Genomic DNA, 15,533 nt, shown 5'->3' with positions numbered 1-15,533 from the left:
CCTACTCACTTACAATTTTACAGACTGCCATACGATCTTCCTGAATCCACTGCTTGACAAACGCATTGTAATCATCAACGGTTAATTCCTGAATAAACGGAATCAGTTCAAACAGATTAATGTCCACATTCTGGTAATGAATGTATTTATTAGCGATAAACTCAAGTGAGTTCATGGAACGTAACAATTGACCAATTTTCTTTTTCTTCATCCGTTCCATGTCTTCCTGCGAAAATGATGCATGATTTGTGGATTTCAGCAATTCCTTGATTCGGCTGGCAAACACATCCGGTTCGCTGGTGTTCCCCCCAATAAGCGTATAACCGAAGTTTTTCTCCAGATTTGTTTCAAAATAAAAACTGTCATCAATAAGTTCCTCATCAAACAACTGCTGGTAAATCTGTCCGCCTTTGGAAAAATAGAAATCTACAACCATATCCTGCAGTAAATCCTTTTTAAGAAATTCCTGACCGCGAAGTGCTGTTGAGGATTCCTTTATACCAATCGTGCACTTGGATACGGAAACAGGCAGGTTAATGGTATTTTCTCTGATGGCGACTGTTTCCGGTTCGTTCGGATATTCCCTGTCTATTGGTTCCACTTCTTTAAATTCTTTCTCCCGCTGATTTTGTTCAATAAGTTCCATCATCTGCTGTTCTTCAAAGTTGCCGGCAATGCACAGTGTCATATTCTGCGGATGGTAAAATGTGTTGTAACAGGTATATAGATCATCCTTTGTTATTTGCTGGATGGACTCAACCGTTCCCGCTATGTCAATTTTAACAGGATGTTCATGAAACAAACATTTAATGGTCCCCATAAAAGCCTGCCAATCCGGCTGGTCATTGTACATCTCAATTTCCTGTGCAATGATGCCTTTTTCCTTCTCCACCGATTGTTCCGAAAAATAAGGTGCCTGCACAAAATCAATAAGTGTAGATACATTTTTTTCAATATGATTCGTGGCGGCAAACAAATACGATGTCTTGGTAAATGATGTATATGCATTAGCTGAAGCACCTTGTTTCCCGAAATCTGCGAACACATCACGATCCTCTTTTTCAAACAATTTATGCTCCAGGAAATGCGCAATTCCTTCTGGCACTGTAATTTTGTCAGTCTTTCCAATCGGGGAAAATGTTTGATCAATTGAACCATAATCAGTTGAAAAGATTGCATATGTTTTATACATTTCCGGCTTCGGAAGCAGGATAACAGTCAAACCATTTTCAAGCTGCTTGGAATATACAACTTCATCAATATGTTCGTACACTGCCTTATTCATCGGAAACGCCCCCTTTGCTTGTCAACAAATATACTGTGTCCAATTCAATCTTGTTCGCAACATCAACAATCTCCTGTTTCGAAACGGTTTTTATATTTTCAATCAATTCTTCCGGAGTCCGTGATGTTCCGGCTACCGTGTTCTGATACATTAATTCGACCATTCCCTGTGGATGGTCCATCGTTTCACGCAGCTGGTTTACAATTAGTTCCTTTGTATCTGCAATATTATCTTCATTAAAATCACCTTTTTTCATTGCATCCATCTGTTCTTCGATAATTTTTTTTGCCTTCTCATAGTCATCAGGTGCAATTCCGCTAAACACGAGCATTAGCCCTTTATGGCTTTCAATTCTCGAGGCAGCATAATAAGCAAGGCTGTTTTTCTCCCTGACATTCATGAATAATTTCGAACTTGGAAAACCGCCAAAAAGGCCATTAAATACCTGCAAGGCATCATAGTCTTTATCCCGGAACGTACAATTGGTGCGATATCCCAGATGCAGTTTTGCCTGTTGAATTTGCTGCTGTTCAATTACAGTGTTTGGGTCCCCGGCTTTTTTAACCGCATCAGTAGTTGATTTTTCTTGTTCGATTACACGGTTATCCCGCTTGAATTGATGTTTTAATTTGCCGAGCATATCGTTTGTATCAAAGTCTCCGGAAACAAAAATATCAAGCTGATCACTTTTAAGCATCTGCTCGTAATAGGAATACAGGTTTTCAGCAGTAATTTCTTCCAAGTCATCCGCATAACCCTGAACATGGAGCTGATATGCTTCTTCTTCACACATTTCATCGATTAAACGCATATTGGCGTAGCTCATTTTGTCGTCCATCAGTGCGTGTATCTTTTGTTTCAGGATTGATTTTTGCCGTTCGGTGGTGGTTTTATCAAACGAATTCCCCTGCTGTTTCGGATGGAACATAATCTCTTTCAGCAACGCAAGTGCCTCATCCAAAATAGCTGCCTCATCGGCAATGAATTTTTGATTGGCAATTTCCAACCGGACACTGATAATATGATAGTCACCTTTTTTGGAACCATCGAGAGATAATACCGCTCCATATAAACTATCCAATTTGCGCTGAATCGAACTTCTGTCCGGCAGACTTGCTGTTCCCTGCTGCAGTACGTGGGGCAGTAGGGCACGTTTCGTAATTATGTCACGGGATAATGGTGCCATAAACTTCGCAATAACCGAAATGGTCTTATGCTTTTTGTTCGGGATCAGATGATAATGGATCCCATTTTCTGTTACATCATGTTCATTTGTCACATTCATAGCATTTCCTCCTGTACTATGTATCATTATTAGTTTATACAAAAGAAAAAAAAATATAGTAAAAAAACCTGACTTACTGTAATCATATCAGTAAGACAGGTTTTTCTAATATTTATCTGCTTCCTTTTATATAAGGGACACCATTTGCTTTTGGTGCTTCTGCACGTCCAATAAATCCGGCAAGTGCAAGAATAGTCAATACGTACGGCGCAATAAGCAGAAATATTTGCGGCACATCTTCGAGCAGCGGGATACCTGAACTGATCACACTGAGACTTTGGGCGAAACCAAAGAACAATGCAGCACCCATCGCACCGAGCGGATGCCATTTCCCGAAAATAACTGCTGCCAAAGACATAAAACCTTGTCCGACAATGGTTGCATGGGAAAAATTCAGCGCTATCGTTAGTGCAAAGACTGAACCGCCAAGCCCGCCAAGCGCACCTGATAAAATGACAGCAACATAACGCATTTTAAATACATTGATTCCATTTGTGTCAGCCGCCATCGGATGTTCCCCAACAGCACGAAGACGCAGCCCAAATGGCGTTTTATACAGTACATACCAGGCAACAAACGCCAAAATGATTGCGATATATGAAGTAAGGTAGATATTCTCAAAAAACACAGGGCCAATAACCGGGATTTCTTTTAAAATTGGAATATCATTTGTATAAAATGGCTGTGAAACCATGTCTGTTTGTCCTTTTCCATACCATTGCTTCGTCAGGAAGACACCCAGTCCAAGTGCCAGGAAGTTAATCGCAACACCGCTGACAACCTGATCTGCCCGAAAAGAAACAGATGCCACTGCATGAATGATGGAGAAAATGGCGGAAACAACCATAGCAACCAGAATGGAAATCCATGGTGTCCAAGCTCCAAACACATCCGCAAAGGTCAGATTGAATACGATACCAACGAACGCCCCCATCACCATTAAACCTTCCAGGCCAATGTTTACAACGCCTGAACGTTCACTGAACACCCCGCCCAATGCTGTAAAAATAAGGGGGGCTGAAAAGAACAATGCCGGTGGAATAATCGACTGCAACAAATCTACAAATCCCATTTATTTCCCCTCCTTTTTAAAGCGAAGTATTGCCCATCTGATAATGTAGCTGGACGCTACAAAGAAAATAATTAATGCGATAATAATGTCCACTAATTCGGTTGGTACGCCGGAACCAGTCGGCATGTTTACCGCACCAACTTTTAAGATTCCGAACAGAATTGCGGCAAAAACAACACCGATGGCGGTATTTGCACCAAGTAAAGCAACGGCAATACCATCAAAACCGAGGTTGGTGAAACCGGACATAACCGAAATCGATCCATACGTCCCAAGACCTTCCATTGCACCGGCAAGTCCGGCAAATGCTCCGGAAATAACCATTGATAAAATAATATTTTTGCTAACATTCATACCTGCATATTTCGAAGCATGTTCATTAAAACCGACTGACTTCAATTCATAACCTGTAGAAGTGCGCTGGATAATAAACCACATAACAAATGCGCCAAGTAATGCGATTAAAATACCGTAATGCACACGTGAGAAATACGTGATCTGCTGAAGCCATTCAGATGCCAATGATGCTGTCGGAGCGATTTGCTCAGTGGAATCCAGGTGGTCCGTCAATACACTGCGAATTAATTCGTTTGAAACATACAATGCAATATAGTTCATCATAATCGTAACGATTACCTCGTGGACGCCAAGCTTAGCTTTAAGAAGCCCCGGTACAAATCCCCACAATGCTCCCGCTGCTGCGGCCGCAAGTACAGCCAGAGGCAAATGGATATACATTGGTACCTCAACTGCAAGTCCTACCCAAACAGATGCCAGCCAGCCTACAATAACCTGGCCCTCAGCACCGATATTGAACAAGCCGGATCGGAAAGCAAATGCAACTGCAAGTCCGGTTAAAATGTAAGGTGTAACTTGCCTCAAGGTTTCTCCCATAAAATACAAATCACCAAAGGCACCATACCAAAGAGCGCTGTAACCCTGGATAGGATTATATCCAAAAATAAGCATAATGATCGCCCCGGCAATCAGTCCTAAAAGAACAGAAATCACCGGTATAAGTATATTAAAAAGTCTATTCGATATCATCGGTTTCACCTGCCTCTTCTATCCTGCTCCCCGCCATCAGCAGGCCAAGTTCCTGTTCTGTCGTTTCCTCCGGTTTAACGTTTGCAACAATATGCCCGTCAAACATAACGGCAATCCGGTCACTGACATCCAATATTTCATCCAATTCAAACGAAACCAGCAATACAGCCTTTCCTTTATCACGTTCTTCGATCAATTTTTTATGAATAAATTCAATTGCACCAACGTCAAGGCCCCTTGTCGGCTGAGCAGCAATGAGTAAATCCGGTGAGCGATCCACTTCCCTTGCAATGATTGCTTTTTGCTGATTCCCTCCCGACAACGCTCTGGCCTTTGTCATCTCACTGGGTGTTCGGACATCATATTCTTCAATTAATTCTTTCGCCTTTTTATAAATCTCTTTATAGTTTAAAATTATATTTTTGGAGTACGGTTTTTTGTAGTACGTTTGCAGGACCATATTTTCTCCAATCGGGAAATCAAGTACAAGACCGTATTTATGTCGATCCTGAGGGATATGGCCGACACCGCTTTCCGTTACTTTTCTCGGTTTAAAATTGGTAATGTTTTTATCATTAATTTTAATGCTGCCGTTTTGTGCTTTCCGAAGTCCGGTAATTGCTTCAACAAGTTCGGTCTGACCATTTCCGTCAACACCGGCTACACCGACAATTTCGCCTGAACGGACATTTAAATTCAAATCTTTTACAATTCGGACCTTACGGGAATCCTCTACGTTTAATTTGTTGATGGCCAGAACTTTTTCTTTCGGGTCCGCTTTTTTCTTCTCAGTCTTAAAACTGATCTCCCTGCCGACCATCAGTGAAGCAAGTTCAGTAACATTTGTCTCCTCAACATCAACCGTTTTAATGCCTTTACCTTTCCGAATAACGGTGCAACGGTCACAAACCTGCATTATTTCTTTTAATTTATGTGTTATGAGAATAATAGATTTTCCTTCTCTGATCAGGGAATGCATAATTTCAATCAGTTCTTTGATTTCATTTGGAGTCAGAACAGCAGTTGGCTCATCAAAAATAAGTACCTCCGCTCCACGATAAAGCGTTTTTAATATCTCCACCCGCTGCTGCATCCCAACTGAAATATCACGAATTTTTGCCCGGGCATCTACATTCAGCCCATAACGATCGGATAATTCCTGAACCTCTTTCTCCGCTTTCTTAAAATCTATCTTTCCGGCATTGGTAGGTTCGCTGCCCAGAATAATATTTTGTGTTACCGTATATGTATCCACAAGCATAAAGTGCTGATGCACCATTCCGATACCAAGTTCATTCGCGACATTCGGATCCGTAATCTTCACCTGTTTGCCGTTTACCTTTATTTCCCCTTTTTCCGGCTGGTACAGACCAAACAATACGTTCATCAATGTTGATTTACCTGCCCCATTTTCACCTAGCAGTGCATGAATCTCCTGCTTTTTCAATTGGATGGTAATATCGTCATTCGCAACGATTCCCGGAAACCCCTTTCGAATATTCAGCATCTCTATCACATAATCCACTTTGTTCACTCCTCTTGTAAAACCTCTCTATTCACACATAAAAATCACCAAATGAAAAGGGCCGGAAACTTTTCATTTGAAGATTTTATTTTTACGGTTTGCCTCTAATGGTGCAGAAGCTGATAAACATTTTTTCCCTTGGTATTAAGGTTAAAAAGGCTGGACGTGCCAGCCTTTTTAATCATCCTTTAAAGGGATTTAACAAATTTCTTCGTTTCTTCACGAGTTGCTGGTACTTTTACATCACCATTGATAATCTTTTCTTTCCATTTTTCAATTGCTTTCACGATATCATCGGTTAATGCTTCTTTGTTGGTTCGGGCAGCACTTACACCACCGTCTTCCAATCCGTAAACAACATTTTTGCCGCCAGGGAATTTATCGTTCATAGCCTGGTTTGCGAGGTCTTTCACGGCAACATCAACTCGTTTAACCATGGAAGTAAGTGTTACATTATGTTCGCCGATTTGGCCTTCATCATATTGATCACGGTCCACGCCGATAACCCAAATTTCCTTATCCGGATTATTCTTCTTAATATCTTTTGCCTGTGCAAACACACCATTACCGGTTGCACCGGAAGCGTGATAAATTACATCTACACCACTGTTATACATTTGTGTGGCAATCAATTTACCCTTATCAGCCGCTGCAAAAGATTCCGCATATTCGACCTGGACTTCGATATCAGGGTTGACAGATTTAACACCAGCGATGAATCCTGATTCAAATTTATTAATTAATGAACCGTCTACCCCGCCGACAAAGCCGACTTTATTCGTTTTAGTTTTCTTCGCGGCTGCTACACCTACAAGGAATGATCCTTCCTGTTCCTTAAACGTAATGCTGGCAACATTTGGTGCATCCACTACATCGTCAACAATAGCAAAATGCTTGTCCGGATATTGTTCCGCTACTTTTTTGATACCGTCGTGCAGCTTGTACCCGATACCAAATACAAGATCATAATCTTTTTTAATCAGCCGAGTAAGGTTTGGAAGATAATCCGATTTACTGTTTGATTGCGCATAATCAAAGCCTTTACCTTTTGAAAGGTTATGTTCCTTACCCCAAGCTTGCAAACCTTCCCATGCGGACTGGTTAAATGACTTGTCATCAACCCCGCCAACGTCTGTAACTAACGCGGCACTGAAATCGGATGATCCTTTGCTTCCGGATTTACCGCTTTTACCTGAATTTCCGCCGCCTCCGCAGGCAGCCAAAATCATGCCCAGACCGATCACTACTGCGAACAACAACATAAATTTACGATTGTTCAATCTAAGAACCCCCTACTTGAATTAAGTTTTTAACTAAATGGAAACAGGAACTCATCAAATATTATGCTGGCAACCACCTCCTAAAATGCATAACGAATAAATGAAATCCCTTACAAACGTTTTCTTAAAACATGGAAACTGAATACATCCGATCGGAAGAAATTTGATGAATACAAAACAGGCTCATCTTCATCCGTATAATGCATTTGTTTCAGCAGGAGCAACGATTGCTCCGGGCTGCAATGTAAAATCTCGTAAATTCTGTCGTGATAACTGATTGGTTCGATATATGTAACAGCATAGGAAATATGTTTTCCGGAATACGCTTCCATCAGTTTGAAAAGGGAATCTTCACGGTGCACCTGGTCCAGTGGGACTAGCCCTTCCGGTACCTTATCAATGCAAAAAACAACAGGTTCACTGTCAGCTGTACGTACCCGTTCAATTTTCGCCAACGTATCAATTGGTTTTGGGCCAAACTTTACACGTTCTTCTTCTGTTGGTTCCTGGAATTCTGTCGATAAAAATTGTGACCCCGGGGTTTTTCCTGATTGTTTAATCATATAGGTCACACTGTTCAGCTGTTCAATTCCGGAAGAAAACACCGGCTTTGGGGTTACAAATGTACCGACACCATGACGCCGGGTAACCACATTCTCCTCTTCCAGTGTGCGCAATGCTTCACGTAATGTAGCACGAGAGACACCTAATAGCTTGGACATTTGGAATTCGGAGGGAAGTTTCTGTTTCGGCTTATATGTACCATTTTCAATATCTTCTTTAATTCTATCAATTACCTGAAGATATAAATGCCGTGCATCTAATTTGATCGACATAAAAAAACCTCTCCATATTTTGTTTTTTTCCAAAAGAGATCTGACCTCTGACGTTTGACTCTTTTATTCGAAATAAATATAACACTTTTCTAACAATAAATAAACAGTTATAGGCAAAATTAATTAAAAAAAATAGATCAAAAGTCGAGTCCATTTTATAAAAAATGGGTAAAAACGTACATTTAGCACTGTAATAGGTTAACTATGGGGAAAATATTCTGCCATGAACTGGCAATTAAAACTTCTATGTAAAACCTGCCTATAGTAAAACGGACAGAAATGTCTGTTTAGACACAACTGTCCGTTCATAAGGTTATGATGATTTTTCTTCTGATGATTGTGATACAAGTACTGTTCTTGGTTTGCTGCCTTCATATGGACCGACAATACCTCGATCTTCCATAGCGTCAATAAGCCTGGCTGCTCTTGTGTAGCCAATTCGAAATCTGCGTTGCAGCATGGATACACTCGCACTTTGCATTTCGATAATCATCTGCACTGCATCATCATATAATTCATCATCAACCTCTGATGTGACTTCACTTGTTTCTTCAGGGATCATTTCTTCCTGATACGATGCCTTTTGTTGGTCAACACAATGGTCAACAATCCGTTCCACTTCTTCATCAGACAAAAATGCCCCTTGAACACGTGTTGGCTTGGATGAACCAACTGGCATAAACAGCATATCACCATGTCCAAGCAGTTTCTCGGCACCACCGGAGTCAAGGATGGTTCGTGAATCCGTCTGTGATGACACACTAAACGCAATTCTGGATGGGATGTTTGCCTTAATTACACCAGTAATAACATCTACAGATGGGCGCTGTGTGGCAATAATCAGATGGATACCTGCTGCACGTGCCATTTGTGCCAGCCGTGTAATGGCATCCTCGACCTCGTTGGAAGCGACCATCATTAAGTCAGCAAGCTCGTCTACAAGAACTACGATATATGGCAGATTAGGCTGCTGTTCCTCTTCTTCCACACCTTGGTTATACTTACGGATATACTCATTATAACCTTCAATGTTGCGTGTACCGGTATCAGAGAATAACTCATATCTGCGTTCCATCTCCGCGACCACTTTTTTCAATGCGCGTGAAGCTTTTTTCGGATCCGTAACAACTGGAGCCAGTAAGTGCGGAATACCGTTGTACACATTCAGTTCCACTTTTTTCGGATCAATCATCATCATTTTGACCTCGTGTGGTTTGGCGCGCATTAAAATCGTTGTAATAATCCCATTTACACAGACACTTTTACCGCTTCCTGTAGCACCTGCGATCAGCAGATGCGGCATTTTATTCAATTCCGAAACTACCGCATCACCGGATATATCTCTTCCTAAAGCAAAAAGCAATTTAGTTGTTTGCTTATTTTTGATGCTGTCCAGTACTTCCCGCAATGAAACCAGTGCTGTTTCCTGATTCGGCACCTCAATCCCGACAGCAGATTTACCCGGTATCGGAGCTTCAATCCGAAGGTCTTTAGCGGCAAGTGCAAGTGCCAAGTCATCATGCAGATTCACAATTTTACTGACTTTCACACCAGCCTCCGGATAGACTTCATATTTCGTAACCGATGGACCAACATGTACTTTCGTTACACGGGCTTTGACCCCAAAACTGTTGAAAGTGCGCTCCAGTTTCCGAACCGTGGCCTGTATATGCGATTTTTCATTTTGCTGTGAATTTGGTGCTGGTTCTGCCAGCAAACTGGAAGACGGCAGTTCATATTCATGGTTTTCCGTTTCCGTCATCGGCAGTGGCTCGTCTGTTTGCTCTGAATCCGAATCCGTCTTTTCCTTTGATTCTGGCTCGTTCATCTGGTTGTTATCCGCTGCAGAAGATTGACCATTTGGATCAAAAGAATACGCCACATCCGTAAAGTCCTGGATAACCGGCTCATCCTGATGTGCATCATCACTGTCAACATCATACACTTCCTGCTGCCCTTTATCTGCCTTAGCCTGCTGTTTCACAGTACGTGACTCTTCCCGCCGTGTTCTCCAATTCTTAAATACAGAAGAGATGCGTTTGGTCCATTTCGAGAAAAAGTCTCCAAATGAAAACTCAGTCATAAAGATAAATCCGATAACAATGGAAAAAACGGAAACAATTTTGGCACCTACCGACGAGAACAAGAAATAACAAAAGGTAAACAAAAAGGCCCCAATCATCCCTCCGCCGGTTTCAGCAGCCCCAGTATTGCCTTCAACGTAGGAAAAGAAATTATCCCATGTTGATTTTATAATTGACGTATTTTCAGAGAATAGCAGAATGCGCTCATAGATTTGAATGTGTGTCAGTAAAAGGACACCTGCAAAAATAATATAAAAACCAATCATCTTTTTATGTGTAAAATCCGGATAACGCCGCTTCACCATTAACATAATTCCAGTGACAAGCAGGAACAAGGAAGCAATAAAATACCAAATACCCAAAAAGAACCGGAATACGTGAACAAGCCCCCCAGGGATGGCACCATCACTAATTGCGCTGGCCCCGCTTCCAAAGATGGCCAGAAAAATAAATAAAATACCAAGCAATTCATATTTCACATGTTTTTTTAGTTGTTTTTTCTTCTTTCTCCTTTTTTTTGCCATAACCATCACCTCTAATCCATTAGGCAATCTATTTCAAAATTATGAACAGGAAACCCCTGCCGCTACAGGCAAGGGTTGACAATTTTTCTCATTCAGTTTCATTATAGCACAGATCAAACATGATGACTTCATCAGACGGACAATTACTTTAAAATCGTTCCCGGGTTATATTCCTGCTTCATAAAATCCTGTGGATCAGTGGATAGCAATTGCAATACCTGGTATGCGCCGTCCTCTGTTTCTTCCACATAAAATTGTTTTCCCTGATAGGCTACACACTGCCTTTTCGTAAACGCATCATCCGCAGCAGGAAAAATATCTGTATTTGCTAAAGGTGTATATAAAATCATTGAATCACCTGCTCTTCATTTCCTTTGTTCTTATCAATCAATTCGTTTATCTTCTGCATCGCTTGATCAACCCCGCCAACACCGTCGATAAGGCCATATTCCACCGCATTGTCACCAACGACATTTGTCCCGATGTCACGTGTCAGGTTGCCCCTTGCAAACATAAGCTCCTTAAATTTTTCTTCTTTAATATTCGAATGGTTCACCACAAAGTTAATGACCCTGTCCTGCATTTTATCCAAATACTCAAATGTTTGCGGTACTCCAATTACCATTCCGGTGAGACGAATTGGATGGATGGTCATTGTTGCCGTTGGGGTAATATACGAGTAGTCTGTTGCAACTGCAATTGGAACACCAATCGAATGACCGCCGCCCAGTACGATGGATACGGTTGGTTTAGACAGGGATGCAATCATTTCAGATAGTGCGAGACCTGCTTCCACATCTCCCCCGACCGTGTTTAATAAAATAATAACCCCTTCAATCTTTGGATTTTGTTCGATTGCAATCAATTGTGGGAGCAAATGTTCATATTTTGTAGTTTTGTTTTGTGGCGGAAGCTGCACATGCCCTTCCACTTGACCGATAATTGACAACACATGAATATTCGAATCTGGTGCTTGTGGTACATTGGATTGTCCAAGCTGCTGAATTTTTTGAACCAGAGATGATGAATTTCCCTCACCCTGATTCTGATCATCCTTTTTAGATGGTTCTTTATCCATGCCGAAAACACTCCTTTTTTAAGGCATTCACCAATAAATAGACGTTACAACTGTTCCTGCCTTCAGCGGAAATTGCAATCATCTTTCAACTGCCTTATGATCATCAAGTTTAGTATTATCGTATACGGAGTGATTCATGCGGATTAAGGCAAAATAAAAATGGCCGGGACAAAAGTGTATTATCCAAAGAAAAATCCGAACAAGAAAATGGAGCGGATAACCGCTCCGGAAATATACTACGCTAATTTCTTAATTGTTCGTCTTTTGAATTACACCTTTTGATATGTCCCAGCCACACTTTATACAGTAAGGATTTTTTGAAGCTGTTGTTTTTCTACGTCGGTCAGTTCAAGCAATGGAAGGCGGACACTTCCTGTTTCAACACCTTTCATACGAAGCGCAGCTTTTACCGGTGAAGGGGACGGTGCTGCAAACAAACCGTTCATTACAGGGAGCAATTTACGATGCAATGCGCCAGCCTGCTTTACATCACCATTCAGAAATGCTCCAACCATCTGCTGCATTTCATTTCCAATGACGTGGGATGCCACAGATACAACTCCATCACCTCCAACAGCAAGCAATGGCAGTGTCATGCTGTCTTCTCCGGAGTATACCGTGAAATCGTCACTGGTACGTTCAATTACTTCCGATATAAGATCAAGATCTCCGCTCGCTTCTTTTACAGATACAATATTTTTCACTTTACTTAGCTGAACAATTGTATCAGCATCCATCTTGACCACCGATCTGCCAGGGATGTTATACAGCATCACCGGAAGTGCCGACTCATTCGCAATTGCCGAAAAATGCTCATATAACCCTCGTTGACTTGGTTTATTATAATAAGGGGCAACAAGCATGATTGCGTCTGCACCGCATGCTTCCGCCTCCTTCGTTAGGGAAATGGATGCCGCTGTATTATTGCTCCCGGTACCCATAATCACCGGAACACGTTTATTCACAGTCTTTATTGTATGGTTAAGCAGGGAGATTTTTTCCTCTTTCGTCAGTGTAGGGGATTCCCCTGTAGTTCCCGCAATAACTAAGCCTTCAGTTCCATGATCCAAAAGATATTCAATCAGTTCAGCAGTCTTTTGATAATCGATATCTCCATTTACATTAAACGGGGTTACCATAGCTGTCAGGACTCTTCCAAAATTCATGTCTTTACACCCTTCTCTTAAGTAATAGGATACTCATCGGCGGCGCCGCTTAACTGAAAAACATCGTGCAGTGCATTCACAGCTGCATTTAAATCTTTCTCATTAATAAGCACCCATATCGTAGTATGACTGTCGGCCGATTGCAATATTTGCACTCCGGCATTTGTCAGTGACTGAACTATTCGAGATGCGACCCCGGGTACGCCTGTCATTCCTGCCCCAACTGCAGATACTTTTGCACAATTCTCTGTGATCTCAGGTTGAAATCCTAAAGTTTCCAGGATATGCAATGCTTTTTCTGTATGGGCTTCCGGAACAGTGTATATGACCCCTGACGGTGAAATATTAATAAAGTCCACAGATATCCCTGCTTCTGCCATCGCTTTAAAAACTTCTGACTGCAAGCGGTGGGCCTCTTCCTTCGTTTGTATCCTAATTTGTGTAATGGAAGACATATGTGCGATGCCGGTTATCAGCCGGTCAGTAATATCTTTTCCCTTTCCCTGTACACGGGATGAGGTTACCAATGTGCCTTCATCATTCATATATGTTGAACGGACACGGATTGGTATTTTTGCCTGCATAGCAATTTCCACCGCTCGCGGGTGAATCACCTTCGCTCCCTGATATGCCAAGTTGCAAATCTCTGTGTACGTCACAACATCAAGTGGTCTTGCTGATGATACCATTCGCGGATCAGCCGTCATAATACCATTAACATCGGTAAATATTTCAATCTGTTCTGCATTTAATGCAGCACCTAAAGCAGCAGCAGTTGTATCACTGCCCCCGCGGCCGATTGTTGTAATTTCACCGGCAGTTGTTTGTCCCTGAAAACCGGCGACAACGACGACATCATGGTGTTCAAATTCTTTTAGAATCCGCTCGGTTTTTACCTCTTTTATTTTGGCCTGATTAAAATCGTCATTCGTAATAAATCCTGCCTGTGCACCAGTCAAAGCAGTTGCACGTATATGCTTTTTCTGAAGCTCGCTGGACAGGACAACAGACGCAATTGTCTCTCCGCATGACATTAATAGGTCAATTTCCCGTTTGGAATTTTGATTGGAAGGGAAATCGACCAGCTCCAGCAATGTATCTGTCGCATATGGATCAGGTTTTCTTCCCAATGCAGATACAACAACTACTACTTTATTATCCTGCACAAGCGCATTTTTAACATGATTTATTACATGATTACGGTTTTCTTCTGTTTGAACAGAGGTTCCGCCAAATTTTTGAACCAGTATCTGCATACTAACACCTCAGTTTTAAAGCCATTTATTTTCAATTAAACGTTCTGCAATTTGTATTGTATTCAAAGCAGCACCCTTGATCAGATTATCGGACACAACCCATAAATGGAACCCTTTGTCATGGTCCATATCCTTCCGAATTCGCCCTACAAAAACTTCCTCTTTATTCATTGCACTTAATGGAGTCGGATAAACTTGATTAGACGGGTCATCTTCTAGAATTACCCCTTCTGCTTTACGTAAAACATCTTGCAGATCCGAAGCAGACAATCCTTCTTTTTCAACATCAACATAAACACTCTCCGCATGTGACTGGAAGAATGGAAGACGAACACAGGTTGCAGATACAGGTAATTTCGGCAGATGCATAATTTTTTTGGTTTCATTAACCATTTTCATCTCTTCAAACGTATATCCGTTATCCTGAAACATATCAATCTGTGGAAGTGCGTTAAACGCAATTGGAAAATGTTTCTTATCCCCTTTGACAGGAAGCAGTTCGGCTTTCATTTCATCATTGTTCAAAAATTGCCGGGACTGGTTTTTCAGCTCTTCATTTGCTTGATTTCCAGCCCCTGAAACTGCCTGATATGTTGAGACAATAATTCGTGACAGACCAAATGCCTCGTCGAGCGGCTTCAAAGCTGCAACCATTTGAATCGTTGAACAATTTGGATTCGCGATGATACCGTTATGCTTTTTAATATCTTCCACATTCACTTCCGGTACAACCAGCGGTACATTTTCATCCATCCGGAAAGCACTTGTGTTATCGACAACAACTGTACCTCGTTTTACTGCTTCCGGCGCCAATTTTTTGGATATTGAACCACCGGCCGAAAATAATGCAATATCAATATCGTTAAAACTATCCGGTTCCGCAACTTCAACTGTTATTTCCTGATTCTTGAATATTAGTTTTTTACCGGCAGATCTTGCTGATGATAATAGTTTTAATTGATTTATCGGCAAATCCTTGTTCTCCAATAATTGTAAAATCTTTTGCCCTACGGCGCCGGTTGCACCGACTACCGCGAAATTGTATCCATTGTTTCCCATTAAGTTAACCCCTCATTTCTAAATAATAGATTATAC

13 protein-coding genes are annotated in these 15,533 nt (G+C 41.5%); all 13 read right to left on the bottom strand.

Features of this window, described 5'->3' with window-relative positions:
* Nucleotide 1: 1 nt before the first annotated feature.
* Entirely contained in the window at nt 2–1,285 is a 1,284-nt protein-coding gene (yfmH, locus tag B1K71_RS09340; RefSeq protein ID WP_077326250.1) for an EF-P 5-aminopentanol modification-associated protein YfmH, read from the bottom strand.
* A complete protein-coding gene (gene yfmF / locus B1K71_RS09335) occupies nt 1,278–2,570 on the bottom strand; it encodes an EF-P 5-aminopentanol modification-associated protein YfmF (protein WP_077326248.1) in 1,293 nt (430 codons plus the stop codon). Before yfmF ends, yfmH begins: the two co-directional genes overlap by 8 nt.
* A 112-nt stretch (nt 2,571–2,682) precedes the next feature.
* On the bottom strand, nt 2,683–3,642 hold the full coding sequence (locus B1K71_RS09330; protein ID WP_077326246.1) for an ABC transporter permease: 960 nt from the start codon (nt 3,640–3,642) through the stop codon (nt 2,683–2,685).
* Complete coding sequence (locus B1K71_RS09325) at nt 3,643–4,689, bottom strand: ABC transporter permease (RefSeq protein WP_077326244.1); 1,047 nt, start codon at nt 4,687–4,689, stop codon at nt 3,643–3,645. It lies immediately after the preceding gene.
* Nucleotides 4,676–6,214: an ABC transporter ATP-binding protein gene (locus B1K71_RS09320; protein ID WP_077326242.1), complete on the bottom strand. Its 1,539-nt coding sequence runs from the start codon at nt 6,212–6,214 to the stop codon at nt 4,676–4,678. Before B1K71_RS09320 ends, B1K71_RS09325 begins: the two co-directional genes overlap by 14 nt.
* A gap of 188 nt (nt 6,215–6,402) precedes the next feature.
* Complete coding sequence (locus B1K71_RS09315) at nt 6,403–7,494, bottom strand: BMP family lipoprotein (RefSeq protein ID WP_077326240.1); 1,092 nt, start codon at nt 7,492–7,494, stop codon at nt 6,403–6,405.
* A gap of 110 nt (nt 7,495–7,604) precedes the next feature.
* Nucleotides 7,605–8,330 (bottom strand): GntR family transcriptional regulator, encoded by a 726-nt coding sequence (locus tag B1K71_RS09310; protein WP_077326238.1) that lies wholly within the window; start codon nt 8,328–8,330, stop codon nt 7,605–7,607.
* A 313-nt stretch (nt 8,331–8,643) separates the two neighbouring features.
* Nucleotides 8,644–10,938: an FtsK/SpoIIIE family DNA translocase gene (locus B1K71_RS09305; protein ID WP_077326236.1), complete on the bottom strand. Its 2,295-nt coding sequence runs from the start codon at nt 10,936–10,938 to the stop codon at nt 8,644–8,646.
* A gap of 143 nt (nt 10,939–11,081) precedes the next feature.
* Entirely contained in the window at nt 11,082–11,288 is a 207-nt protein-coding gene (locus B1K71_RS09300) for a YlzJ-like family protein (protein ID WP_175631881.1), read from the bottom strand.
* Nucleotides 11,285–12,016 (bottom strand): ClpP family protease, encoded by a 732-nt coding sequence (locus B1K71_RS09295; RefSeq protein WP_077326234.1) that lies wholly within the window; start codon nt 12,014–12,016, stop codon nt 11,285–11,287. The genes B1K71_RS09300 and B1K71_RS09295 overlap by 4 nt, the downstream gene beginning before the upstream one ends.
* Before the next feature lie 299 nt (nt 12,017–12,315).
* Nucleotides 12,316–13,182, bottom strand: a complete 867-nt coding sequence (dapA, locus tag B1K71_RS09290; RefSeq protein ID WP_077326232.1) for a 4-hydroxy-tetrahydrodipicolinate synthase — start codon at nt 13,180–13,182, stop codon at nt 12,316–12,318.
* A gap of 17 nt (nt 13,183–13,199) precedes the next feature.
* Nucleotides 13,200–14,438: an aspartate kinase gene (gene dapG / locus B1K71_RS09285; RefSeq protein WP_077326230.1), complete on the bottom strand. Its 1,239-nt coding sequence runs from the start codon at nt 14,436–14,438 to the stop codon at nt 13,200–13,202.
* A gap of 15 nt (nt 14,439–14,453) precedes the next feature.
* On the bottom strand, nt 14,454–15,497 hold the full coding sequence (gene asd, locus B1K71_RS09280; RefSeq protein WP_077326228.1) for an aspartate-semialdehyde dehydrogenase: 1,044 nt from the start codon (nt 15,495–15,497) through the stop codon (nt 14,454–14,456).
* Nucleotides 15,498–15,533: the final 36 nt, after the last annotated feature.

The organism is Virgibacillus siamensis, from assembly GCF_900162695.1.
GTDB classification, from domain to species: domain Bacteria; phylum Bacillota; class Bacilli; order Bacillales; family Amphibacillaceae; genus Lentibacillus; species Lentibacillus siamensis_A.
This window is presented reverse-complemented; position numbering and strand designations above follow the sequence as displayed.

Coding starts and splice junctions, on each gene's coding strand:
- yfmH (WP_077326250.1), bottom strand. CDS start 1,285: ATGAATAAGGCAGTGTACGAACATATTGATGAAGTTGTATATTCCAAG.
- yfmF (WP_077326248.1), bottom strand. CDS start 2,570: ATGAATGTGACAAATGAACATGATGTAACAGAAAATGGGATCCATTAT.
- B1K71_RS09330 (WP_077326246.1), bottom strand. CDS start 3,642: ATGGGATTTGTAGATTTGTTGCAGTCGATTATTCCACCGGCATTGTTC.
- B1K71_RS09325 (WP_077326244.1), bottom strand. CDS start 4,689: ATGATATCGAATAGACTTTTTAATATACTTATACCGGTGATTTCTGTT.
- B1K71_RS09310 (WP_077326238.1), bottom strand. CDS start 8,330: ATGTCGATCAAATTAGATGCACGGCATTTATATCTTCAGGTAATTGAT.
- B1K71_RS09305 (WP_077326236.1), bottom strand. CDS start 10,938: ATGGCAAAAAAAAGGAGAAAGAAGAAAAAACAACTAAAAAAACATGTG.
- B1K71_RS09300 (WP_175631881.1), bottom strand. CDS start 11,288: ATGATTTTATATACACCTTTAGCAAATACAGATATTTTTCCTGCTGCG.
- B1K71_RS09295 (WP_077326234.1), bottom strand. CDS start 12,016: ATGGATAAAGAACCATCTAAAAAGGATGATCAGAATCAGGGTGAGGGA.
- dapA (WP_077326232.1), bottom strand. CDS start 13,182: ATGAATTTTGGAAGAGTCCTGACAGCTATGGTAACCCCGTTTAATGTA.
- dapG (WP_077326230.1), bottom strand. CDS start 14,438: ATGCAGATACTGGTTCAAAAATTTGGCGGAACCTCTGTTCAAACAGAA.
- asd (WP_077326228.1), bottom strand. CDS start 15,497: ATGGGAAACAATGGATACAATTTCGCGGTAGTCGGTGCAACCGGCGCC.